We start from the raw sequence: 24,327 nt of genomic DNA, 5'->3' as shown, positions 1-24,327 counted from the left end.
GTTAATCTTTCCAGCAATACAGCACGGTTTCCATCAGCAGCGGCGAATGGTGGCGCAACGCAAAGCGGTAGCCGGGATCGAGGCGGCGCACGTATGCCGGAATCTCGAAAATATCGCTGGGGAAATGGTAGACGCTGAGCGCCATTTTGGGGCCATAACGGCGAATCGTGGCGGCCGCGCCGCGCAACAGCGCCAGTTCCAGGCCTTCCACGTCGGCTTTGATTAAGCTGGCCGGCTGGCCTTGCAGGTAGTCGTCCAGGCTGTAAACCGCGCTAGTCGGCAGATCGTCGCGATCGGCGGCGGCCTCGACCAGATTCAAGCTTTGTGCCGGTCCGCTGACGTTGACGCAAGCCATCCGGCCGCTGGCCTCGGCAACGCCGGCGTTGACCAGCGCGATTTGACCGTCGTCCAATGCCCACTCCGCCGCCAAGCGCTCGGTCCGTTGGCGCAACGCGGCAAATTGCCGCTCGCCCGGCTCGAAGGCGTGAATGCGTTTGAAGGCGCCGTGGCAGGCCCAGATGAACTTCTCGACGGTATCGCCGACATAGGCGCCGGCATCGATGAAAATGTGGCGGTCGTCGTCGGCAAATCCCGGCAGGCAAAAATATTGATCGGGGGCTTGCACGTCGCGGCAAGGTGCCGGCGAGCCGCTCAGCCAGGCCAACACCACGGCGCCCAAGGTTTGCCGGGATAACTCGTCGGCGAGAAAGGCGTTGTTGATTTCCAGAATGTCTGGATAGCGGCTGACCGCGAAAAACGCATCGAAGCTCAGCGCGGTCAGGCCGGTCGCGGTCAATTGCTCGACGACGGCTTTAGCCGCGTGGCGGGCGGCCACCAGCACCCAGCCGGTTTCGGCGACGGCGGGGTCTTCCGGCGCGACCACCGGCACGCCGCGTATCGCCGTGTGCCATTTGGCGGGATTGCGGTCCGCCACGCAGACGACCTTGGCACCGAGTCCTTGCAGATACTGGACGGCCCAGGTGCCGACGAATCCGGCGCCGTAGACGACGATGCCCGTCGAGAATGCCGCCTGAAAGCGGCTAATCAAGGGCTGTTGCTCGGCGCGGAGATCGGCGGCGCGCGCCCAAAAATCGCTCAATGGCTGCTCCGTTCGTTGGGCAGGGCGTAGATCACCGCGCCGGTGCCGCACCAACTGTGCAGGCGCAGCAAGAACCGGTAATTCGGCAAGGTTTGCATCAGCCACAGCGGCAATTCCCAGAGTCCTTGGATGTTATGGTAGGACGTGGCGACGACGATAGGCCGATGACTCAACAAGGTCTGCTCGGCGCCCTTCAGCGCGTCGAGCTCGCCGCCTTCCAGATGTAGTTTGATGAAGGTCGGCGTAAACTCCAAATCGTCCAGCGCGACGACCGGCAATTTGCGCTTGCCGAGCGGAGTCAGTTGCGAGGCATAGTCCAAGCCTTCGTAAAACCGCCCCATCCCGGTTCGAGCGGCGATTCCGCAATCCATGACCCGCAACCGGGAATCGTCGCAAAGCCCCAGTTCGTCCATGGTGACTTCGAGTTGCTCAAGGCTGGTTCGGTCAGGTTCGATCAAGCATAGTTCGGCGAAGCGGCCACCGGTCAACTGGCAAAAACGTCGAGTCACGCTGCCGGTATGGGCGCCCAAATCGATAAAACGCTCCTCGTGGTTTAGGCAGTCCAACACTTCGGGGATAAAGAAGCGGTCGTCGGTCGTGACCGGCGCGGCGGAAAACGTCCATTCCTGGCGCAGCCGCCGCCAGGCGATGAATTGCAGGTGGTGCGCGCGGGACAGGGCGTCGTGCCAGCCGTCCAATACCGTTTCGATGCGGTCCAGATCAATGTCGCTGAACGGGTCGGCGAACCAGCCGTTGGAGAGCGGATGGCGATCGCGGTAGGCTTCGGCAATGTCGTAAAACGGCACGGCATCCTGCCAGCCTTGCCGAGTCAAATATTCGGCCACCGGTGTAAAAGGATCGTTGGCGATGCTGATTGCCAGCAAGGTCTTGGTTTTGAGTTTGTTCGGGACGTCCTCGGGCGCGATCAACCGGGTTTGTTGCCAGAACGGGGTGTTTGCCAGCGTGCCGGCGTTGGCGTCGACGACGGTTTGCACGGTCACGCCGATCCGCTTGAAGTAGGCATGGGCCAGTCTGCCTAAATTGCCGGCACCGTACAACGTTACCGGCTTGTCTACTCGGCGAGGGGCTGCGTGACTCGGTACTTGCTGTAACCGGCGCAGCATTCGGCGGGCTTCGGCCGGATCGGGTAGGCGGCTAAATTGCCGGGCGATGGGATGTTGCAAGATCATCGGCTGGACGGATTTGCGATCGGGAACACGACGAATCGGGGCGCTTTAATCGTCCAACAGCGTCCGGATTTGTTCGGCATGGGCGCTGAGATCGACGACGGTTTTGGCGCCGCAGTAATAACAAATTGGTTTCTGGTGCTTGAGATCGCCTCCCAGCATGGTTTTGCGAATGTCGTTGAGCGCGCGGCCTTCCAGTATCTCCCGCAGACTTTGTTGGCTCAGATCGCCGATCGCCAATTCGCCGAAGATGTCTGCGCAACAGGCCGAAATCTTGCCGTCGAATTTGACGTAGGCCATGTAAAACGGCATCTCGCAGGGCGCGTTGGAACCGGCGAAGCCGATCTTTTGGCCGTCGTGGGTGTGGAACACCGGCATGTCTTTCAGATGGACCACCTGCGAATGCTCGCATAAGGTTTTCAGCCCGTCCCAGCCCCGCTGGAACAGGCCGTCGGTGATACCGTACAACTCGGCGTCGGACGAGGCCAGTTTGATGTAAAGCTGGACGGTTTGACGCTGTTCGACGGCTTCGGCCGCCGCGTAAATGTTGCGCATCAACTTGTCGAAGAAGTCCTTACCCTTGATGGTTTGGTATTCCTCGCGGCTGAAGGCATCCAGACTGATGTGGATTTCGTCGACGCCGGAATTCAACAGTTCTTCCAGAATCTCGGGTTTCAGGACGGTGCCGTTGGTGATGATGCGCAGCTTTTCGGCCAGCCCCCGCGACTTGCAGGCGGCCAGCATCGCGGCGATCTTTTTGTTCAGCAGCGGTTCGCCGTAGCCGTGAAACTGAATCATCGCCATTTTGTAAGGCAGGGCTTGCAGATCGGCTAGCAGTTTGTCGAACACCGCGTCGCTCATCATGCCCTTGCGGTGATCGGTGTCGTAGCGCCCCGAGTGCATGTCGCAGAAGGTGCAGCTCAGATTGCATTCCGACGTCGGCTCGACGATCAGGCTCAAGATGCGTTTTTCGGCCAGCGCCTTGAGCAGATTGTCGACCCGGGTTGCGGCGATGTCGATGTTTTTGGCTTCTTGTTTGGTGAGCATAAAACTTACGCTAGGGTTTGCCGGGCATTGCGCGGTGCGGAACGGAGCGGCTCGGCGAGCGCCCGGCTCCAGGACCGCAGTCTCGGGTTGTCCGGAAAGTACTTCAAAAAGTGAAACACGCTGCCTTTGGAGCGCTCGAAATCGCCGTGCGCCAAGTCCGCGCCGGCGGGGATACTACCGTCGTCGGCATACGGGCCGTTCGGGTTTTGGAAGGCTTTAAACCAGTCGCAGGGGCAGTTACCGAATACGGCGGCGTAAGCAGGTTGGCGTTTTTCGGCGTTCATCAAATCCAGGTAATACGCATTGAGTCCGGCGGTCATTTCGGCAAAAGTGTAGCGGGTTCTGGCGAATTCGGCGGCCTGCTGGGCCAAGGCCCGGCGTCGTTCGGGCTGGTTGATCAGATCGCTAAGCGCCTCGGCGAAGTCGGCGGGGCAGTTGACGACCAGACCGGTCCGGCCATGTGCGACGATTCGGCGCTCGGCCGGGTTGTCCAACACGATAGGCACGACGCCCATCGCCATCGCTTCGATCAGCGCATTCTCGGCGGTACCGTAGTGCAGCGGGTTCAGCAGGTATACCAGAATATCCAGTTCGGCTAATTCGGCGACGATGTCCTCGGAATAACCGGCGAATTCGAATAAATCCGGCCGGCTGACGGCGGCGCACCGCGCTTGCAGTTCGGCGCGGTTGGCGATGTCGCCGAGCAATTTAACGCGTAGGTCGGCCAGCGGCACCGCCGCCAGAAACTCGACGAAGCGCGGATGCAGCTTGGCGAAGTTTAAAGTGCCGACGTAACCCAGACGCGGCGGCCGGCCTTGGCGTTGCGGGAGCGGCGGCAAGTCGGCGAGGCCGGCGCTGGAGACCACGCCGAGGTGTTGTTTCTCGGCATCGCTTAAACCGGCGAAGGCCGGGTTATCCAGCGAGCATGCCGAGGTGAACACCCAGCGGTCCGCGATCGCCGCTAAACCGGCCGGGATGAGCGGGCTCCTCAGGCCGGAAATATGGCACCAAAACAAAGCCCGGTGCGGCGGGAGCTCGGCTTCGCATAAGCACTTGGGCAACAGCGGGTGGTTCCAGAATTCGAATTGCACGATGTCCGCTTCGGCGATCGCCGCGCGCAGCCTATCGGGCGAAGGACAGACTTCGACCGCGAAATTCGGGTCGGCCAGCGCGGCGATGGCCTCGACGAATTGGGTCTTTTCCAGCGCTTCCAGGCAAATAAACCGATGCGATACGCCGGCGTTCTCGCCGGCCGCTTGCCGGGCTAGGCCCGACAGGGCTTTACCGACGCCGCCGCCCAGGTGCGGGGTGATGTGCAGGACCCGGATCATCGATGGTTGGCTGGAGGCCGTCGGTTCAAGCGGTTTCCAGGACGCTGCGTCGCAACAGCTTGGGCAGCAATTGCTCGCGGTAAGGATCGATGTTGTCGGGCAGGCAATGGGTCAGCTGGCCGCATTGCGAGCACACCGGGTTTTGCCGGCGTTTGCCCTCCAAATGTTGAATCCGCAAGCGGTTGAAGGCGTCGGAATGCCAGATGTCGCGGATCGATTGTTCCCTGGCGTCGCCGATGATTAACTTGCGGCCCCAATCCAGAAAGCAGGAGCTGACCAAGCCGTCGGCATTGACCGACATCGAATAAAAAATATACGGGCAGGTGTCGGTCGGCGTGATGGGTTGCTGGTAAATGCCTTCGGTAATCTTGAAGCCGGTGCGGGTTTCCACGTCGAATTCCGGCCAGCATGGCGCGAAATTTTCGATGAAGATCCGGTCGCAGTAGTCGCCGAAGGTATCGTAGAACTCTTGCTGCTGAGCTTCGGTAATCAACTCTCTGGGAATTTTGATGACGATTTCGCAATCGCCCTTGTGCTCGTACAACCAATGAATGTTATCGACGAAGCGCTGGAACTCGAAGTCGAACTTGGTGAAGCGTTGGTATTGCTCCTCGTTCATACCGTCGACCGAGATATTGATCTTATCCAGGCCGGCTTCGATCAGCGGTCCCATCCGGTCCGGATCGATCAGCGTGCCGTTGGTGGTGGTGTCGATGTAAGGTATCCTGCCGCTTTGCTTGGCATAGGCCACCATCTCGGCCAGGTGTTTGTTCAGCAGCGGCTCACCGTCCTTGTACATCCGCAACACTTTGATGTCTTGCGGGAAGTCCGCCAAGTCGTCGATGATCTTTTTAAACAGCTCCAGCTTCATCGTGCCCTGGTAGCGGCCGGTTTGCTTAATCAGTTCGCGGTCGCCGGTCGGGCAAAACGTACATTGAAAGTTGCAGGAACTGGCCGGATCGACGAACAACACGAACGGCGTTTCCAGCGGAATCACGTCTTGCAGCGGGGTGCGTTCGTCGAGGTTAATGCGAGGTTTGATTTGTGCTTTCATCAAGGTTTTCCTAGGGTTGGCTCCTGCGGTGTCGATAGCGCCCGACGACTCAGTCGAGCAGTCCCAACAACTGGGTCAGTTTGCGCGGATCGCCCCAAAACGCCATCGGTTCGTAATCGGGGTAGGCATGGTAGCCCAGATTCAACGCGATGTCGGCGCCTCGCTTGCGAATATGCCGCTCGACCAGCGTTCTGATCGAAATCGGCGTACCGCTGCAGACGTTGTAGACGCCGTCGGCGTCCGGGCGTTCGACTAATTGCACCAGGCGGCGGGCCGCGACTTCGATCGGCAGGTAATCGCGGAGCTGTTCTCCGCCGGACATATCGAACGTCGGCCGCCCGTCGGCAATCGCCCGCTCCAATTGCGCCAGCAGGCTGTTGGCGTGCTGGCCTTCGCCGTACAGGTAGAACAGTCTAGCCCATTGCAGCGTGAAGGGCTGATGTCGTTGGAGTTGTTGCAGAAATTTTCGCAAACTGTCCTTCGCCAGCGCGTAGGGATTGGCCGGCAGCGTCGGCAAATCTTCGGCCAGGCAGCCGTTTCGCAAGCCGTATTCGAAGCAGGTGCCGGCGACCAATAATTGCCCGACGCCTTGTTCGACCAACGACTTCAGGAAGCGGTAATCGCCGATCAGGTTTTGTTCGAAATGGAACAGATCGCGGTAATTGGGTAGTCCCGGCCAAGCCAGGTGGATCACCGCGTCCGGTTGCCCCAAGCCGTCCGGCAAGCGGTCGGCGTGCACGTCGCCGCTCAGGAATTCGACTCGGTCGAACCAAGCCAAACCTTGCGCCTTGCCGGCGTCGCGAGCCAGCGCGGTGACGCGGTGGCCGCGTTCCAGTAATTGTGTGACGACGTGGCGGCCGACGAAGCCGTTGGCGCCGGTGACCAGGACCTTCATGGTCGGCTCCGGGCGAGTCTTGGCTGGATTCGCGTCGGCATCGGCGGCCTAAAACACGCTCAGTTCCGGTACCGCGACCGCGAATTGCCCGCCCCAGTCGTGGATTTGCCGGTAATCGGCGACGATTTCGGCGCGGATATTCCACGGCAGAATCAGCAGGATGTCCGGCTGGCGCTCCGCTAGCGCGGCCGGCGGCAGAATCGGGATGTGCGAACCGGGTAGGAATTTACCTTGCTTGGACGGCGCGGCATCGCAGACATAGGCCAGCAAATCCGGTTTGACGCCGGCATAGTTCAGCAGGGTGTTGCCCTTGGCCGCCGCGCCGTAGGCGGCGACTCGCCGACCGAGCCGGCGTTGCTCGATCAGAAAGGCCAGCAAATCGTTTTTGATGCGGTCGGCGCGCGGCTGAAACGCCCGGTAAACGGTCAAGTCGGCCAGGCCGAAGTCGCGCTCGTGGGCCAATACCTTGGCGACCGCCGCCGTCGGCTCGCGCGCATCTTCGGCGTGGCAGCCGTACACCCGCAGGCTGCCGCCGTGGGTGGTCAATTCCTCGACATCCCAAATCCGCAAGCCGGCCCGTTCGAAGATGCGGCTGACGGTTTGCAGCGACAGGTAGGAATAGTGTTCGTGGTACACGGTATCGAACTGGGCCGATTCGATCAGCCGCAACAGGTGCGGAAATTCCAGCGTAATCGTGCCGGCCGGTTTCAACGCCGACTTCAGGCCGGCGGTAAAGTCGTTGATGTCCGGCACGTGGGCGTAGACATTGTTGCCGACGATCAGATCGGCGCGTCGGCCCTGGTCGGCCAGACGGTGGGCCAGCGCGTCGCCGAAAAACTCGCGCAGAATCGGAATGCCCAGGGCTTCGGCGGCGGCGGCGGTGCTGGCGGTGGGTTCAATGCCCAGGCAGGGAATGCCGGCGGCGACGAAGTTTTTCAGCAAATAACCGTCGTTGGCGGCGACTTCGATGACCAGGCTGTCGGCATCCAACGCCAAGCGCTCGCGGATGGTCTGGCAGTAATCGGCGGCGTGGCGCAGCCAGCTTTGCGACACCGACGAAAAATAGGCGTAGTCGCGATCGAACAATTGCTCGGCCGCCGCGTAATCCTCGGTTTGCACCAGCCAGCATTGTTCGCAGACGTAGAGTTTCAGCGGGTAATACAGTTCGGGCTTGTTCAGGTCGGCGGCATTCAAGTAGGCGTTCGACGGCGGTGCGAAACCCAGGTCTAGGAATACGTGTTCGAGCGGCGCGTGGCAGTGGCGGCAGTTCATAAGGCGATTCCGCGAAAGTCGGGGGGCAGGGCGGGGTGTTGGCTGTCTCTGGCGGATAAGTCGCCGATCGGTAAGGGCCAGGCGATTTGCACGGCCGGGTCGGTCGGCGAGACGCCGGCTTCGGCCTCGGGGCAATAGGCGGCGGTATGCAGATACAGCAGTTCGCTGGCGGCTTCCAAGACTTGAAAGCCGTGGGCGCAGCCTTCCGGAATCACCAGCATCCGGGCGTTGTCCGCGCTCAATTCCTCGGCGTGCCATTGCAGGAAGGTCGGCGAATCGGTCCGTAAATCCAGCACCACGTCCCAGACCCGGCCGCGCAAACAGCGCACCAGTTTGGTCTCGGCATGGGGCGGCCGCTGATAGTGCAGGCCGCGCACCGCGCCGACCGAGTGGGTTAGCGAATGATTGATCTGGACGATGCGGCGCGCGCCGACCGCTTGCGCCAGTTCGTCCTCGCAAAACCAGCGGGCGAACCCGCCGCGCGAGTCTTGAAACGCTTGCGTCTCGACAACGACGACGCCGGCCAGCGGGGTCGGCAGCTGCTTCATGAGCGTGCCCAGGCGATGCCTGCTTGCTTGGCCGCCGCCGAATAGTCCTGCAATTGGGCCCGACTGACCGCCGGCTTGGCGGACAGCGGCGCTTGGTACCAAGCTGCCGTGGCGGCCAGCGCGGTATCCAGCGGCCAAACCGGCCGCCAATCGAGTCGGCTTTTGGCCTTGCTGCTGTCCAGATACAGTAGGCCGGCTTCGTGCGGTTGCGGATCGCTGCCGATTTGCCAGTGCAGTTCCGGCCAATGCCGCTGCAACTCGGTCAATACGTCGGCCACGCTGCGGTTGCCTTCGGCGTCCGGGCCGAAGTTCCAGGCGTCGGCGGCATCGCGCCGTTCCTCCAGCAAGTGTTGGCCCAGCAGCAGATAACCGCTCAACGATTCCAACACGTGTTGCCAGGGCCGGGTGGCTTGCGGGGAGCGGATTTCCAGGGTCTCGCCGGCAGCGACGGCGCGGACCAAATCCGGAATCAGCCGGTCTTCCGACCAATCGCCGCCGCCGATCACGTTGCCGGCGCGGGCCGTGGCCAGTAATGGCGTACCGGCGCGTTGAAAAAAAGCATCGCGATAACTGGCCGCCAACAGTTCCACGGCTGCCTTGGAGGCGCTGTAAGGGTCGTGGCCGCCTAGGCTATCGGTTTCCCGATAGCCCCACGGCCATTCGCGGTTTTGATAACACTTGTCGGTGGTGACGACGACGATGGCTTTCACCGCCGGCACGTGGCGGCAGGCCTCCAACAGATTGGCGCTGCCGACGACGTTGCTGGTCCAGGTGTCCAGGGGTTGCCGGTAGCCGCGCCGTACCAAGGGTTGCGCGGCCAAATGAAAGACGATGTCGGGTTGGACATCGGCGACGATTTCGGCCACCGCCGCGCTGACGCGCATATCCTGAAGGTATTCGACCATGTCCAGGCCGAGTAGCTGCCAATGGTTGGGCGCGGTTTCCGGCGGCAAGGCCAGGCCGATCGGCTCGGCGCCCAGTTCCCGCAACCACAGGCTCAGCCAGCTGCCCTTGAAACCAGTGTGGCCTGTAACCAGCACCCGCCGGCCGCGATACTGGCCGTTGAACAGCGTCATGCCCAAACCTTCCAGGGCGGATCGAGGCGCCACAGTTCTTCCAATTGGGTCTTGTCGCGCAAGGTATCCATCGCCTGCCAGAAGCCGGCGTGCTTGTAGGCGCGCAGTTGGTCCTTGGCGGCCAGATCGGCCAGCGGTTGGCCTTCCCAACTGCTTTGATCGCCATCGATGACTTCGAAAATATCCGGCTCCAACACGAAAAAGCCGCCGTTGATCCATGCGCCGTCGCCGGCCGGCTTTTCCTGAAAGCCCTTCACGGCGGTGTCGGCGATGTCCAACGCGCCGTAGCGGCCGGGCGGCTGGATCGCGGTGACGGTCGCCCATTTGCCGTGGCGGCGGTGGAAATCAATCAATGCGCCGATGTCCACGTCGGACAATCCGTCGCCGTAGGTAAAACAAAAGGCTTGGCCGTCCAGGTAATCGCGCACCCGTTTCAGGCGGCCGCCGGTCATCGTCGCTTCGCCGGTATCGATCAGCGTGACCCGCCAGGGTTCGGCGTAGCGTTGGTGGACTTCCATCCGATTGGCGGCCATATCGAAGGTGACGTTGGACATGTGCAGGAAGTAGTTGGCGAAGTATTCCTTGATCACGTAGCCCTTGTAGCCTAGGCAGATGATGAACTCGTTGATGCCGTAATGCGAAAACAGCTTCATGATGTGCCAGAGTATCGGCCGGCCACCGATTTCTATCATCGGTTTGGGCTTTAAATGCGATTCTTCGCTGAGCCGAGTGCCGAGGCCGCCGGCCAGTATGACTGCTTTCATAGGAGTTCGATTAAGGCGTTGGCGGGAAGAGATTGTTCGCTGCTCCGGCGCCGGCATTGGTCAAACCGGCCGGCGGCTAAACGGCGGCCATGATACCGCAATTGGGAGGGATTCGGGTTATGGCGGCCGGGATGGAGCGTTTCCGGTGGCGGAGCGTTTTGGGATGCCAGGCGCGCCGCCGGATCGGCGCTAAGCGCCGGGCGGGGTTAGTTCCCGAAAGGTCAACACCGCGCCGACCAGTTTGCCGTCGACCAGCATCGGGTGAGCGGAACATTCCACGGTAAAGGTATTGCCGTCCTTGCGCCGGAACAGGTCGGTACCGTGGCGAGGCGTGCCGTCGTGGCAGGCGGCGTAAATGCCGCATTGCTCTTCGGCGACCGACGTATCGCCGTGGATCGTGGTACAAGCGTTCCGGCCGAGCAGCTCCTGTTGACTGTAGCCGAGCATCGCCAGGGCCGCCGGATTGACGAAGTGGCACAGACCCTTGCCGTCCACGCCGACGATGCCGTCGCCGGCAGACTCCAGCAACAGTCGGAAACGGGCTTCGCTGGCGCGCAACGCCGCTTCGGCTCGCTTGCGTTCGCAGAGCTCGTGGTCCATGCGGGCATTGGCCGCCTCCAGAATCGCGCTTTGCTTTTCCAATTGCTCGGTGCGTTGCGCGACCAGTTCTTCCAGGCGGCGCCGGTAGTAATACAATTCCTGAGCGGTTTCCTTATCGGCGGTTACGTCGATCAACAGACCTTGCAAACACAGCGCGCCGCGCGCTTCGTCGCGGACCACCTTGGCTTCGTCCAAAAACCAACGGGCTTGACCGTTATCGTTGAGCAAACGGTATTCGCAATGCAGCGGGGTGTAGTGTTCGTAGGTCGCCGAATAGGCTTCGACGACGGCATCGCGGTCTTCGGCATGCACCCGTTTTAAGAAGCCGTCGCTACCTTCCAGCCAGCTGTCCGGCGCGAAACCCAGTTGCCGGATCTGTGGGCTGACGTACAGCAGTTTGCCCGGCGTGTCGAGCGACGCGATATAGGTGATGGCCGGCATTTGCTCGATCAGGCAGCGGTATTTGGCTTCCGCTTCGCGCAATTGTTCGACGGCTTCGGTTTTATCCAGCAAGGCTTGTTGTTCGCGCATGGCCCGCATCACCACCGCCGGCAGCCATTGCAGCGTTTCGCCGTTGGCGTTGGAGCCTTTCACGACGTAATCGCGGGCGCCCAGTTTTAAGGCGTCCACCGCGATCATGGCATTATCCGAGCCGGTCAGCATCACCACCGGCATCGGCAGTTCGCCGGATTCTTCGGCCAATTCGGACAGAAACTCGACCCCGCTCAAATCGGGCAAATGGTAGTCGAGCAGGATGCAGTCGATCTTCTCGTCGCGCGCCAGCTTCAAGCCCTGGTTGCCGGTTTCGGCTTCGAACAATACGAACTCGCAGTCGTGGTGTTGGGCCAGCGCTCGCTTGCAAGCCATCCGGTCGATTTGGTCGTCTTCCACCAACAGCAGACGGATGACCGGTTTACCGTTTAAATCGGTCATAGCGGCGACTCGCTGATCGTCCAATAGGCGTCGATGGCGCGTACGATCTCGACGAATTGCTGGTATTCGACCGGCTTGCGCATGTAGCCGGCCACGCCCAACTCGAAACTTTCCACCTTGTCTTCCTGTTCGTCGGAGGTGGTCAACGCGACGACCGGAATGCGTTTGAGTTCCGGCAGCGATTTGACGGCATGCAGAAACTCGATGCCGTTCATCACCGGCATGTTCAAGTCCAGCAGAATCAAACAGGGTTGTTCTTGACTGGCATCCTGAAGGTGCGCAAGGGCTTCCTCGCCGTTTTCGACATGGGTCAGTGGGTTGGAGACATGCAGCTCTTTCAAGGCGCGCTTGACCGTCATCGCGTCCACGCTGTCGTCTTCCACCAGAAGGATGGGATTGCTCTTGATTCTCATGGTTACGGGTTCAATTGGGTTGCGGGTGCTTGTTTGGGTACCGTGAAATAAAAGATACTGCCCTGGCCGGGCTCGGAGTCGAGCCAGACCCGTCCGCCGCTTTGTTCGACGATTTTTTTGACGATGGACAGCCCGACGCCGGTGCTTTCCACCCGGTCGCGTGGGTGGAGGGTTTGGAACAATTGAAAGATGCGTTCGAAGTGGCGCTCGGCGATGCCGGGGCCGTTGTCGGCGACGCTGAATTGCCAAGCGTCCGGCTGTTCGGCGCAGTCGATGGCGATGCGGCCTTCGGGTTTGTCCAGATAACGGATCGCATTGGACAGCAGGTTTTGCAGGACCTGCTGCATGCCGGTGCGTTCGACGGCCAGCGTCGGCAGATCGGTCCCGACCGAGACCGCGATGTGGGACGGCGGGGCCAGCGCATCGATCACCTCGCGCGCCAATTCGTTGAAATCGACGGCGCTGACCGCCTCGTGGATACGGCCGATGCGCGAATAGCGCAGCACGCCGTCGATCAAGCCGTCCAATCGGCGCACCCGCTGAATCAACAGACGCAAGTGTTCCTGGCCTTCGGCATCCAGGCGTTCGGACTGGTCGGCGGCAATCCAGTCGGCCAGCGAGCCGATCGCGCGCAACGGCGCTTTCAGATCGTGAGAGACCACGTAGGCGAAATTCTTTAATTCCTCATTGACGCTTTCCAGTTCGTGGATCATGCGTAGTTTTTGTTCTTCCAGCTGTTTGCGCGGCGTGATGTCGTAAACGGTGGCCAGCACGCGGCCGCTTTCGATCGGGGTGATGCTAATGTCGGTGGCGAATTCGCTGCCGTCCTTGCGCAGTCCGCACAGCGTTAGACCGCTGCCCATTTTGCGGTATTCAGGATGCTCGGCGTAAGCGGCGCGCTTTTCGGTGTGCGCGAGCCGGAAGCGGCGCGGGATCAGGTCTTCGACGGTCAACCGGGTGAATTCGTCGGTGCCGTAGCCGAACAGGCGCTCCGCCGCCGGATTGGCGAGCAGAATCCGCCCGTCCGTGTCGGCAACCAACATCGCGTCGGCGGCGATCTCCATCAGCCAGCCGGCGTCGTGTCCGTTCAAGATATTTCTAGCGGCAATCATGCGGATGCTCCTCGGTCCTGCCGACGGTAAGGGCCAGGATCATACAATAAATTCAGAGAAAATAAGCATTCTCTAAAACTGTCTCCGGCTGGCGCGCGTCTGTCCGGCCGTGTGAAAGAGTGCGCCGGTACTGTCGCGCGTACCGGCGTTGCTGTACTAAAGTAGTGCCGAAACCGTCTATTACAATCCGACCCGATGACATTCGCTTCCCATCCTCTTAAACCCCGCTGCCTGTGCCTGGACATCGAAACCGCCCGCCAGGATAGCTTGCATCTGCGCGAAATCGGCGCCGTCCGCCCGGATACCGGCGCGAAACTGCGCATTTCCGGCAAGGCTAAGGACTTGAGCGCGCGGCTGGACGACATCAGTCTAGGCGCGGCGTTTGTGCTGGGGCATAACGTTGTCGCCTTCGACCAGCCGGCCTTAGCGCTGTTGCATCCGGGTTTATTCCTGCACAGCTTGCCGCTGGTCGATACCCTGGAACTGTCGCCGCTGGCCTTTCCGCAAAACCCTTACCACCGCCTGGTCAAGGATTACAAACTCTGCACGACCACCCGCAACGATCCGGTACGCGATGCCGAACTGGCTTACGAGCTGTTTCTGGAGCAGCGCGAGGCCTTGTTGCAGCGGGTTGCCGAGCAGCCGGACGACATGCTCTGCCTGCATTTTTTGTTGGCGCCGGAAAGCGGACGCGGCGTCGCCAGTTTCTTCGCGACCTTGCGCAATGCGCTAAGGCCGACCTTGGCGCAAGCCCAGGCGGCTTGGTTGAAAGCGACCACCGGCAAGGTTTGCAGCAACGCCCAACACCGCGTCGCCGAAGATTGTTTCCCCGATGCGAATTGGCACAAGCCGCTGGCCTACGTGCTGGCCTGGCTGCGGGTGGCCGGCGGCAATTCGGTATTGCCGCCTTGGGTCGGAAACCAGTTTCCGCAAACCAAAACCCTGATCAAGCAACTGCGCGACGTACCCTGCGGCGACCCGGCTTGCGAGTGGTGCAGCGAACAGCACGACTTGAAAAAACTGCTGGCGCGCTACTTCGCCGGCATCCCGGATTTTCGCGCCACGCCCACCACCGCCGACGGCCGCTCCTTGCAGCAAACCATCGTCGAGCACGGTTTCGCCAGTCGGCCGATGCTGGCGATTTTGCCGACCGGCGGAGGCAAGTCCTTGTGTTACCAGTTGCCGGCCCTGGCCCGCTATTACCGGAGCGGCAGCCTGACCGTGGTGATTTCGCCGCTGCAATCGTTGATGAAGGATCAGGTCGACAATCTGGAAGCGCGCGGCATCGCCTGCGCCGGCTATTTGAACAGCCTGCTCAACCCGTTGGAGCGGCGGGTCGTGCTCGACAAACTGCGCTTGGGCGATTTGGGATTGATCTTCGTCGCACCCGAGCAATTCCGCAGCAGCGCCTTTGCCAACGCCCTGGCTCACCGCGACGTCGGCGCCTGGGTGTTCGACGAGGCGCATTGTTTGTCCAAATGGGGGCACGACTTCCGCCCGGATTATCTGTACGTGTCGCGCTTCATCAAATCGCGGCAGAAGGATAAACCGTCGCCGGTATTCTGCTTTACCGCCACCGCCAAGCCCGACGTGGTCGCCGACATCGTCGGCCATTTCAAGCAGCGGCTGGACATGGAGTTGGCGGTGCTGAGCGGCGGGGTCAGTCGCGACAACTTGAACTACGAAGTCCACGCGGTGCCGGCCCAGGCCAAATACCCGGCGGTGTTGAGTTTGCTGGAAGCAGCCTTGCGCGGCGACGGCGGCGCCATCGTGTTTTGCGCCCGCCATAAAACCGTCGAGGAAATGGCCGAGTTCTTGACTCAGGCCGGCCTGGACTGCGGCCACTTCCACGGCGGCATGCCGCCCGAACGCAAGCGGCGGATGCAGGAAGCCTTCATCGCCGGCGAGTTGCGGGTCATCGCCGCGACCAATGCTTTTGGGATGGGCGTGGACAAGGCCGACGTGCGGCTGGTGATTCATCTCGATACCCCCGGCTCGCTGGAAAATTATTTGCAGGAAGCCGGCCGCGCCGGCCGCGATCAGGCGCCGGCGCGCTGCATCTTGCTGTACGACGACGCCGACCTGGACGTGCAGTTTCGGTTGTTGCGTAATTCCAGGCTGACCCAGCAGGACATTTACGCGATTCTCAAAGCCCTGCGCAGCATAGAACGCAAGGACAGGAGCGAGGGCAGCGTAGTCGTCACCAGCGGCGAAATCCTTTTAGAAATCCCCGACAAGCATGGCATCGACCCCGACGCCGCCGATGCCGACACCAAGGTGCGCATCGCCGTGGCCTGGCTGGAAGAGGCGCGGTTGCTGGAGCGCCAGGAAAACCATACCCGGGTGTTTCCAGGCTGTTTGCAAGTCGCGACGCTGGACGAAGCCGGATTATTGTTGAAGCAAAAGCTAGGGCCCAACGCCGATCCCGAACCTTATCTGGCCGTGCTCGCGGAATTGCTCAACGCCGGCGACGACGAAGGCATCAGCACCGACGACCTGATATTGGCCACCGGCCAGCCGGCGCAGGTGGTGCAAAACCTGCTCCGCGATTTGGATCGCTTCAAGCTGGTGTCCAACGACGCTGAAATCGGCGTGAGCTTTTACCGCGACCCGGACACCGTCGATAGGCTGGCCGACCTTGTCAAACTGGAGGACGCGCTGGTCAACTGCCTACGCGAAGCCGCGCCGGATGCAGATCTGGAACAATGGCAGATGCTGCAAATGCGCCGCTTGTGCGACACCTTGCGCCGCGACGCCGGCGTCGAATTGGAACCGGATCGTTTGACCCGCTTGCTGAAAGCTTTTGCCGAAACTTTCGGCGACGACGGCGACAAATCCCGGCGCGGCTTTTTTGCGTTGCGCCCCGGCGGCCCGGACCACCGCTACGTCAAGCTGTTGCGCGACTGGCGGCAAATCGAGCACATCCGCGCCAAGCGCATGCGGCTGGCTCAGGCCCTGGTCGGCTATTTCGCCGGGCTGCGCCAGGGCAACAATCTGTTGGTGACCTGCAAACAGGGCGTGTTGGAAGCCGCCTTGCAAAGCGATTTGACCTTGCAAGACCTGGAAATCAGCGACTGGCAACGGGCGCTGGCCGCCGCGTTGCTGTATCTGGACGCCAACGAGGTCTTGCACTTGGCGCGCGGCAAGGCGATTTTCCGTTCGGCGATGCATATTCAACTGAATCCCGAGGCGCGCCACCGCCAGTTTAAGAATGCCGATTACGCCGAGCTGGCTTTGCATTACAAGGACAAGATCATCCAGGTGCACGTGATGGCCGAATACGCCAAGCTGGCGCTGGGCAAGATCCAGGCGGCGATGAGTTTCATCGTCGATTACTTTGGTATGGAACGGGCCGAATTCGTGCGCCGCTATTTCGCCGGCCGCGAGGACATCCTGGAAATGGCAACCAGCGAGGCCGCCCACCGCCGCATCCTCACCGACCTGAAAAATCCCGAGCAGCAAGCCATCGTCGCCGCGCCGCCGGACGCCAATTTACTGGTGCTGGCCGGACCCGGCGCCGGCAAGACTAAGGTTATCGTCCATCGCGTGGCCTGGCTGCTGCGCGAGGCGCTGGTCGCGCCGGATGCGATCATGGTGCTGACTTACAATCGGGCGGCGGCGGTTGAAATACGCCGCAGGCTGTGGGCCTTGGCCGGCGCCGATGCCGCCGGCGTCACCGTGCAAACCCTGCACACGCTGGCCCTGCGCCTGACCGGCACCAGTTGCGCGGTGGCCGCCGAGCGCGGCGAAGTGGTGGACTTTGCCGCGGTGATCAAAAACGCCGCCGCCAACTTGCGCCGCGCCGATGAAAATGAAGAAGCCGGCGCCTCGGCGCGCCGCGACCGTTTGCTGGCCGGCTTGCGTTACGTGTTGGTTGACGAGTACCAGGACATCAACGCCGACCATTACGACTTGATCAGTGCTCTTGCCGGCCGAACCTTGAGCGGTGCCGACGATAAATTGACCTTGATGGCGGTCGGCGACGACGATCAAAACATCTACGCCTTCAATGCCGCCAACGTGCGTTTCATCCGCCAGTTCGAAGTCGATTATCAGGCCAAGGTGTGTTACCTGGTGGAAAATTACCGCTCCACCGGGCAGATCATCGCCTGCGCCAACCGCGTCATCACCGGCGCCAAGGAACGCATGAAACGCGAGCAGCTTATCCGTATCGACCACTTCCGCCGCGACCAGCCGGCCGGCGGCGAATTCGAGGCGCTGGACCCGTTGACACTGGGCCGGGTGCATATCCTGAAAACCCCGTCGTCAACCGGCGCGGAATTGGCGGCAGCGCTGGCCGAATTGAAGCGCTTGAACGCGTTGCGTTTTGGCGAACGCCCAGCTCATTGGGGCCGCTTCGCGGTGATCGCCCGTCACTGGCAAGCCCTGGAACCCTTGGCAGCGCTGTGCCGCAGTCAGGCAATTCCGGCCCGAATGCTGCGCGACGACGAGTTGCCGGCCTTGCACGGCACTCGCGAAGGGGCGGCGTTGTTGGCTTTGCTGTCGGGTCAGTCCCGGAAATCCGTTCGCCCTGAGCCCTTCGGCTTCGCTCAGGACAGGCCCGGCGAAGGGTGGCAGCTAAAAGCAGGGCACCGTCGGGAGAGCAGTGGCCGGCGGCTGTTGATTCGTCATGGCGCCTTGTCGCGCTGGTTTAAACGCCGCTACGGCCAGTCGGTTACCGAGGCTATCAGCCATCCCTACCGGGCGATGTTGGCACAATTCATCGCAGACTCAGAAGTCAGTTCTACAGACAACGTGCCTTTCATCTCCCCTCTCCCTGGGGGACGACTGCAAGGAAGCAGGAGTGAGAGCAACGTCCGGAACGGTTGCCGGGAGGGGCCGGGGGTGAGGGGGCAGGGCCGCTTAGTCGCCGCCGACCTGATCGAAGCCCTCTACGAATTCGGCAGCGGTCGCCAAGCCCGTTTCGCCGACGGCCCGCACGCACCGCTATTGCTGCTGACCGCCCACCGCGCCAAGGGCCTGGAATTCGATCACGTGCTGATCCTTGATGCCGGCGGCTGGCAACAAGCCGGCGACGACGAACGCCGCCTGTTCTACGTGGCGATGACCCGTGCCCGCAACACCTTGACGCTATGCCAACGCCAGAGTGGCCGCCACGCCTTCGCCGCCGACTGCGCGCCGCTGTGCCTGACCAGCACTATCGAAACAATCGGTGAACCACCGGAAGTCCGCCAGCGCCGCTGGTTGGCCGGACCGGAACACGTCTTCCTATCCTGGCCCGGCTACTTCGCCGCCAGCCACACTATCCACCGCGCCATCGCCGCACTCGACTATGGCGATCCGCTGACCCTGCGCCCGCGCGGCGACGGCAAACCCGGCTGGGAACTGGCCGACGCCAACGGCACGACCGTCAGTCGCATGGCGCAAGCCTTTGTTCCGCCGCAAGGCGCTATCGTCGCGGTTCGCGTTGCGGGGATTTTGGCTAGGAATCGTAAGCCGGGCGACTCGGGTGATTTGCGATGCGAGAGGTGGGAGGTGGTGTTGGCTGAGGTGGAGTATTTGGCTGGGTGATGGGTTGTGTTGATGGGGAAGGATCGAGGATGATGTGTAAAAATTATCTAATCTTTTGTTGGGCCTCCTATCAATGACCGAACCTACCAAGCACATTAGCTATGAAGCCGGGCAAAAGTGCTCCGTTGACGGATGCATTCTCCCGGCTGACTATGAAGTCTACCTCTATGATTTTTACCCTTTTCAAAACGAGGAATTTTTCGAACAAGACTACACATGCCCTTTTCTTTGCAATGAGCATATGGAACTAAACGAACGCGAAGCAAAAGGCGAGCGAAAACCGAGAGGCTTTGTTAGTTATCCCTTTTCTAAGCAGAATTTTGCACAGGGATACACGACCTATGCACCCCTTTCAGATGTTTATCCGCTTCTCTATTCTGTTGGTAGTGATGCTGCCAATCCACAGTTGGTGCGTACAGTAACAGCAGTTAATGACGAACTGATTCGTTACCTCGCCAAGCATCCCGAACTTCTTTATGAGCTGCATCCTCGGAGATTTGAGGAACTTGTTGCTGAACTGCTTCGGGCTCAAGGTTTCGAGCCTACGCTCACCCCACGAACTCGTGATGGTGGCAGAGACATCCTTGCCGCGAGATCAGACGCACTTGGGAGTTTACTTTATCTGGTTGAGTGCAAACGATATGCACCAAAGAATAAGGTCGGAGTAGAAGTGGTCCGAGCGATTCATGGTGTTACAAATGCCGAACGCGCTACAAAAGGTGTAATTGTGACTACTTCCTCGTTCTCGAAAGATGCCATTGCTTTTGCATCGCCACTGAAATATGGCATCGGGTTATATGACTTTGAAGCCCTTAAATCATGGCTCAACAGATACAATCTAGCTGCGTAGGGTACGCCCGCGTACCTTTTGCGGCGTTGGTGACACGAAACTCTGACAAGGTACGCAATGCGTACCCTACGCGGGATAACGACTACATTTTCATGGAGGACGCATGGCCGATTATCGCCGTTATTATGTGCCGGGCGGATCGTATTTCTTTACCGTCGTCACCGAGCGACGGGCGGGGATACTCGCGAACGAAGCCTCGTAGCCTCGTAGGGTACGCACCGCGTACCTTTTTGGGCTTTCGTTTATTTGTTTCGCTTTCGCGAAGCCCAATTTAACGCCGGTTCGCGGACCGGCAACCGCGATACTTTCTTTTGTTTGACCAAAAGAAAGTATCCAAAGAAAAGGCCACCCCATGCCGCTTTGATCCTGCGCTCCCGAGGGTTTGAACGGGGTTTTCGGAAGGGCTTTCCTAGCCCTCCGAAAACGCGCGGCATCCCTGCCGCGCCCCTGCCGGGCTGATCCGTCCAAACCCTCAGGTGCTCGGCGCGGCATCAGGGGATAAAACTATCTGGCGGCGTAGGGTGGGCACGGTTTTTGTGCCCACGTGGATTTAAAACAGCCGCGTAGCCTCGTAGGGTACGCACCGCGTACCTTTTGCGGCATTACCAATCGAGACGTCCGACAAGGTACGCGATGTGTACCCGCGGGATAACGACAACATTTTCCTGGAGGAAACATGGCCGATTGTCGCCGTTGTTATGTGCCGGGCGGATCGTATTTCTTTACCGTCGTCACCGAACGGCGGGAGGGGATACTGGCGAACGATACGGCGCGGGATTGCTTGCGTGAGGCGATTCGGCATTGCCGGCTAACCTTGCCGTTTGCCGTCGATGCCTTGGTGATGATGCCCGACCACATTCATACCATTTGGACTTTGCCGCCGGACGACGGCGATTTTTCCAAACGCTGGGGGGTTATCAAAAAACACTTCACCCAACATTGGTTGATGCTCGGCGGCGCCGAGCAAAACCTGAGCGCATCCCGCTTGCGTTACCGGCGGCGCGGCGTGTGGCAACGGCGGTTTTGGGATCATCTGCTGCGCGACGAACGCGACTACCAAAACCACTTCGACTACCTGCATTTCAATCCCGTCAAACACGGCTTGGTGAAAAATGTCGCCGACTGGCCGTATTCATCGTTTCACCATTGGGTCGAGCAAGGCGTTTATATGGCCAATTGGGGAGCGGTAATGGATGGTTCAAGCTTTAAGATCGAGACCGCCGGTGAATAAAGCGTAGGGTACGCACCGCGTACCTTGTCGGAGTTTCGCAACGTCAACGTCACAAAAGGTACGCGATGCGTGCCCTACATTTGAATTTCGCCTCTCTGTCGCTTGGCGGTAAAATCGGGGCAATTTTGCCAGCCGCGGACCCGTCATGGACAACGACATTTACCTTTACGACACCGAACGTTTGCACGCCATCGCCTCGGAGGATTTGGTCAAGCAAGGTTTGCGCTATTTCAACGACAACCGGGTGATCGGCGTTAGACTGGAAGAGGGTCGGCTGACGGCTCAGGTCGAGGACGAAAACGGCGAGCAATATTGGCTGGAGCTCGCGGCCGATGCCGACGGTAATTTGCTGGTGGGTTGCGATTGCCACCCCGAAGCCACAGTCTGTGTCCATGCCGTCGCGGCGTTGTATGCCTATGCCGACCAATTCGCGACTATCGACACCACCGGTCTGGATAGCGCGGTGGACGAGGCGATACAGGAGCGCGTTAAAAAGGGCCGGAACGAAGTCAGGGTCAAATTGCTGAGCGGCAATCTGGGTTTCGGCATCTGGCAGGCCACGTCGTTGGTGTCGGCGACGCATTGGCAGCGTTCCTACCAGGTGCAGATTCGCTCGCTGGACCAGCGCGTCAATTACTGCACTTGCCCCGATCTAGCCAGCAACCGGCTCGGCACCTGCAAGCACATCGAGGCAGTGCTGCATCATGCTCGCAAGCAACCGCATTACCAACGTTTGAAGGACGCCGGTTGCCCGCTGTCCTTCGTTTATTTGGCCTGGGAATCGGCGACCCGGCCGGTGCTGAAACTGCAGCGCCGCGCCGATATGGCCGAAGACTTGGCGGCGTTGCTGGCCGAGTTCTTCGACGAACAAGACCGCTTCTCGGGGCGCTTGCCGGAGGATTTCTTCCGCTGCTCGCAACTCGTTTACGGTCGCGACGACTTCCTGCTGGGCGACGACACGGTGCAATACGTCCGGCAAGTCGCGGAAGACGCGGCGCAAGCCTTGCGCGGCCAGGAAATCATTCGGCAAATCAAGCAAGGCAACGGGGTGCTGCCGGGGTTGAAAGTCAAACTGTTTCCCTATCAGGTCGACGGCGTGGCGTTTCTGGCTTCGCGCGGCCGGGCTTTGTTGGCCGACGACATGGGATTGGGCAAGACGCTGCAAGCCATCGCCGCCGGCAGTTGGTTGGCCGAGCATGAAGGCGTCAAACGCATCCTGGTGGTTTGCCCGGCGTCGTTGAAACACCAGTGGGCGCGGGAAATCGCCAAGTTCACCGGACTTTCCACCCAAATCGTCAGCGGCGGCCCGGAGCAGCGCGGCGTGCAATACCGCGCCGATGCGAGCTTTTTCATCCTCAATTACGAATTGGTGCTGCGCGACCTGAGCTTGATCGGCGAAGCGCTCAAGCCGGATTTGCTGATCCTCGACGAAGCCCAGCGCATCAAGAATTGGCGTACCAAACTGGCTTCGACCGTCAAACTGATTCCGGCTCGCTACGTGTTCGTGCTCAGCGGCACGCCGCTGGAAAACCGCCTGGAAGATTTGTACAGTCTGCTGCAGTTGGTGGACGCGCGAGTGTTGGGGCCGCTGTGGCGCTGTCTGCTGGATTTTCACGTCACCGACGAACGCGGCAAGGTCATCGGCTACCGCAACCTGTCGGAGCTGCGCCGCCGCATCGCGCCGGTGTTGCTGCGTCGCGACCGCAAACTGGTCGCCGACCAGTTGCCGGATCGCACCGAAGTGACGCTGGACATTGCGATGACCGACAAACAACTGGAGCTGCACGGTTCGGCTCTGCAAGCCGCCAGCCAGATCGCGCAGATCGCCAAGCGCCGGCCGCTGACGCCGGGCGAAAGCAATCGGATGCTGGCGGCCTTACAACAAGCGCGGATGGCTTGCAACGCGGCGGGACTGGTGGACAAGGAAACCGTCGGTTCGCCGAAACTCGACGAACTGGCGCGGCTGCTGGAAGAGCTGTGTCTGCAAAGCAACCGCAAGGCGGTGGTGTTTTCGCAATGGGCGCTGATGACCGAGATGGTCGAGTCGCTGGTGCGCGGCATGGGCCTGGGTTGCGTGCGTTTGCACGGCGGCGTGCCGAGCAACCGGCGCGGCGAGTTGATGGAGCGTTTTCGTAGCGACGATTCCGTGCAGGTGTTCATTTCCACCGATGCCGGCGCCACCGGTTTGAATCTGCAGGAAGCCACGGTGCTGATCAATCTGGACATGCCGTGGAACCCGGCGATCCTCGATCAACGCATCGCCAGGATTCACCGCCTGGGTCAGAAACACAAGGTGCAGATTTTTATTTTACTGGCCGAGGATTCTTACGAACAGCGCGTCGCGCAATTGGTGAAGGGCAAACGCGATTTGTTCGACAACGTCATCGAGCCGGACGCCAGCGAGGACGTGGTCGGCCTGACCAAGAAAATGCTGGAAACCCTGATCGACGATCTGGCGGGCGGCCCGCCGGCCGACGATGCGGCGAGGGTGGAAACGCCCGAGCCGCGGGCGGTTCCGGAAACCGAAGCGGAACCGCCGCGTCCGGCCGCCGTCCATGTGCCGCTCGAAACTGGTGCCGACGACGAAGACAGCGTAAGGCTGGCCGTGGCCGGCATCCAGACCGCCTTTGGATCGCGCATCGAACGCGTGCTGGCCAAGGCCGGCGGCTTGCTGGTCGTGGTCGAAAGCTGGCGGGAAGGCGACGAAGAGGCCGCCGAAAACGTGTCTGACGGCGGTTTGCCGGTCGCGGTGATCGACCGCCGTACCTGGCGTAGTTTGCAGCGGTTGGGCTCCGCCTCGCCATTGGCCGAAACGCGGGCCGTGTACGAGGCCGCCGCCGAGCCCGCGCCCGTCAATCCGTTGCATGAAACGGCCTTGCAAAAACTGCGCTCGGCGCAAGTGTTGTTGGAACAACAATGCACGGCCGGCGTGATGGATTTGCTGGCGTTAGCCCTGCTCGACAAGGTCGCCGCGCTGGCCGGGGCGGACCGCGCGCCGCCGCCCAACGAAGCGGCGATCTGGCTTTACGCCGACATTGTGCCGCGCGCGTCGCTGACGGCCGAACAGGTTGCGTTGATTGTGCAAGCCGTATCGCTAAGCTTAAGCCCTTGGGTTCCGGAGCCGCTGCTGCGACAGGTCGCCGCGGACGCGGAGCGCTTCATCGATGCCGCGACTTGACGGTCGCCCACCCGGCCGGACCGGACGAAACTAGGCTCAATGCGCTAAGAGCAAGGCATTTGGCGCCGTTCCGATCAGTGGATGCTCAACGTCGCGATAGCCGATTCCGACATCGATTCTCACGCCAATGCGGTTTTCCGAGCTGTGCGGGTTGTCCGGACCAAGGGGGCATACGCCGACTCGGTCCGAGGCGCTTGTGGCGCTA

17 protein-coding genes are annotated in these 24,327 nt (G+C 60.9%); 4 read left to right on the top strand and 13 right to left on the bottom strand.

Annotated elements, in window-relative coordinates:
- Nucleotide 1 precedes the first annotated feature (1 nt).
- The 13 genes from BJL95_RS10470 to BJL95_RS10410 form a co-directional block, all read right to left on the bottom strand.
- Entirely contained in the window at nt 2–1,099 is a 1,098-nt protein-coding gene (locus tag BJL95_RS10470) for an FkbM family methyltransferase (RefSeq protein WP_071157770.1), read from the bottom strand.
- Entirely contained in the window at nt 1,096–2,283 is a 1,188-nt protein-coding gene (locus BJL95_RS10465; RefSeq protein ID WP_175463699.1) for an FkbM family methyltransferase, read from the bottom strand. The genes BJL95_RS10470 and BJL95_RS10465 overlap by 4 nt, the downstream gene beginning before the upstream one ends.
- A gap of 51 nt (nt 2,284–2,334) precedes the next feature.
- Nucleotides 2,335–3,333 (bottom strand): radical SAM/SPASM domain-containing protein, encoded by a 999-nt coding sequence (locus tag BJL95_RS10460; protein WP_071157766.1) that lies wholly within the window; start codon nt 3,331–3,333, stop codon nt 2,335–2,337.
- 5 nt (nt 3,334–3,338) lie between these two features.
- Complete coding sequence (locus BJL95_RS10455; RefSeq protein WP_071157764.1) at nt 3,339–4,664, bottom strand: glycosyltransferase family 4 protein; 1,326 nt, start codon at nt 4,662–4,664, stop codon at nt 3,339–3,341.
- Nucleotides 4,665–4,689: 25 nt separating this feature from the next.
- On the bottom strand, nt 4,690–5,718 hold the full coding sequence (locus BJL95_RS10450) for a radical SAM protein (RefSeq protein ID WP_071157762.1): 1,029 nt from the start codon (nt 5,716–5,718) through the stop codon (nt 4,690–4,692).
- A gap of 49 nt (nt 5,719–5,767) precedes the next feature.
- Nucleotides 5,768–6,613 (bottom strand): NAD(P)-dependent oxidoreductase, encoded by an 846-nt coding sequence (locus tag BJL95_RS10445; protein ID WP_071157760.1) that lies wholly within the window; start codon nt 6,611–6,613, stop codon nt 5,768–5,770.
- 48 nt (nt 6,614–6,661) lie between these two features.
- Nucleotides 6,662–7,885 carry a class I SAM-dependent methyltransferase gene (locus tag BJL95_RS10440; protein ID WP_139306213.1) on the bottom strand — a complete coding sequence of 408 codons (1,224 nt, stop codon included), beginning with the start codon at nt 7,883–7,885 and terminating at the stop codon, nt 6,662–6,664.
- Complete coding sequence (gene rfbC, locus BJL95_RS10435; RefSeq protein ID WP_064028829.1) at nt 7,882–8,433, bottom strand: dTDP-4-dehydrorhamnose 3,5-epimerase; 552 nt, start codon at nt 8,431–8,433, stop codon at nt 7,882–7,884. Before rfbC ends, BJL95_RS10440 begins: the two co-directional genes overlap by 4 nt.
- Nucleotides 8,430–9,542 (bottom strand): CDP-glucose 4,6-dehydratase, encoded by a 1,113-nt coding sequence (rfbG, locus tag BJL95_RS10430; RefSeq protein WP_231883663.1) that lies wholly within the window; start codon nt 9,540–9,542, stop codon nt 8,430–8,432. The genes rfbC and rfbG overlap by 4 nt, the downstream gene beginning before the upstream one ends.
- Complete coding sequence (gene rfbF, locus BJL95_RS10425) at nt 9,506–10,273, bottom strand: glucose-1-phosphate cytidylyltransferase (RefSeq protein ID WP_064028827.1); 768 nt, start codon at nt 10,271–10,273, stop codon at nt 9,506–9,508. Before rfbF ends, rfbG begins: the two co-directional genes overlap by 37 nt.
- Nucleotides 10,274–10,462: 189 nt before the next feature.
- Complete coding sequence (locus tag BJL95_RS10420; RefSeq protein WP_071157758.1) at nt 10,463–11,806, bottom strand: PAS domain S-box protein; 1,344 nt, start codon at nt 11,804–11,806, stop codon at nt 10,463–10,465.
- On the bottom strand, nt 11,803–12,219 hold the full coding sequence (locus tag BJL95_RS10415; RefSeq protein ID WP_064028823.1) for a response regulator: 417 nt from the start codon (nt 12,217–12,219) through the stop codon (nt 11,803–11,805). Before BJL95_RS10415 ends, BJL95_RS10420 begins: the two co-directional genes overlap by 4 nt.
- 2 nt (nt 12,220–12,221) lie before the next feature.
- Nucleotides 12,222–13,331 carry an ATP-binding protein gene (locus tag BJL95_RS10410; protein WP_071157756.1) on the bottom strand — a complete coding sequence of 370 codons (1,110 nt, stop codon included), beginning with the start codon at nt 13,329–13,331 and terminating at the stop codon, nt 12,222–12,224.
- Between the two features lie 195 nt (nt 13,332–13,526).
- On the opposite strand from BJL95_RS10410, the gene BJL95_RS10405 reads away from it, so the two are divergent.
- The 4 genes from BJL95_RS10405 to BJL95_RS10390 all read left to right on the top strand — a co-directional run bounded on the left by BJL95_RS10405 (nt 13,527) and on the right by BJL95_RS10390 (nt 24,122).
- A complete protein-coding gene (locus BJL95_RS10405; RefSeq protein WP_083385899.1) occupies nt 13,527–18,863 on the top strand; it encodes a RecQ family ATP-dependent DNA helicase in 5,337 nt (1,778 codons plus the stop codon).
- A gap of 73 nt (nt 18,864–18,936) precedes the next feature.
- Nucleotides 18,937–19,713: a restriction endonuclease gene (locus BJL95_RS10400; RefSeq protein WP_071157754.1), complete on the top strand. Its 777-nt coding sequence runs from the start codon at nt 18,937–18,939 to the stop codon at nt 19,711–19,713.
- A gap of 676 nt (nt 19,714–20,389) precedes the next feature.
- Nucleotides 20,390–20,944 carry a transposase gene (locus BJL95_RS10395; protein WP_071157752.1) on the top strand — a complete coding sequence of 185 codons (555 nt, stop codon included), beginning with the start codon at nt 20,390–20,392 and terminating at the stop codon, nt 20,942–20,944.
- 145 nt (nt 20,945–21,089) lie between these two features.
- Entirely contained in the window at nt 21,090–24,122 is a 3,033-nt protein-coding gene (locus BJL95_RS10390; protein WP_071157750.1) for a DEAD/DEAH box helicase, read from the top strand.
- Nucleotides 24,123–24,327: the final 205 nt, after the last annotated feature.

Origin of the sequence: Methylomonas sp. LWB (assembly GCF_001856095.1) — a bacterium.
GTDB lineage: Bacteria > Pseudomonadota > Gammaproteobacteria > Methylococcales > Methylomonadaceae > Methylomonas > Methylomonas koyamae_A.
Note: the sequence above shows the minus strand (reverse complement) of the source record. Positions and strands in the feature narration are given on the sequence as shown.